Source organism: Streptomyces malaysiense (assembly GCF_000980885.2).
Taxonomy (GTDB): Bacteria; Actinomycetota; Actinomycetes; order Streptomycetales; family Streptomycetaceae; genus Streptomyces; species Streptomyces malaysiense.
In genome coordinates, this window is record NZ_LBDA02000199.1 from 1 (window position 1) to 553 (window position 553).

The 553-nt window shown below is 70.5% G+C and carries 1 protein-coding gene; it reads left to right on the forward strand.

All coding sequences use genetic code 11. The features are described from left to right. The coding region (locus VT52_RS34895) for a phosphopantetheine-binding protein (RefSeq protein WP_167377785.1) at positions 1–553 on the forward strand (553 nt) is incomplete at both ends.

Here is a 553-nt window from a genome sequence, read left to right on the forward strand (position 1 = left end):
GATCGACCGCAGGGCCCTGCCGGAGCCGGTCTTTTCTGTGGTCGAGCCGGGCCGGGCGCCGCGGACGCCGGCCGAGGCCGCCCTGAGCGCTCTGTTCGCCGAGGTGCTGGGGCTGGACTCGGTCGGGGTGGACGAGTCGTTCTTCGATCTGGGTGGCGACTCGATCGTGGCGATCCAGCTGGTGGCGCGGGCCCGCGCCGCGGGGCTGGTGTTCACGGCGCGCGACGTCTTCCGCTGGCGCACCGTCGAAGCCCTGGCCGCGATCGCCACTGCGGTGACCAACCGCGATGTCGACGCAGCCGAGGACGAACCTGTCGGTGAGGTTCCGGCGACGCCGGTGATGGCGTTGTTCGGTTCGCGTGGTGGGGACCTGGACGGGTTCTTCCAGTCGATGGGTGTGCGGGTGCCGGTGGGTGCGGGGCTGGATGTGGTGGAGGGTGCTGTTGGTGCGGTGGTGGCGCGTCACGATGTGCTGCGGTTGCGGGCGGTGTTGTCCGTGGACGGTGTGTGGCGGATGTCGGTGCCGGATGTGGGTGAGGTTTCGGCTGGTGGT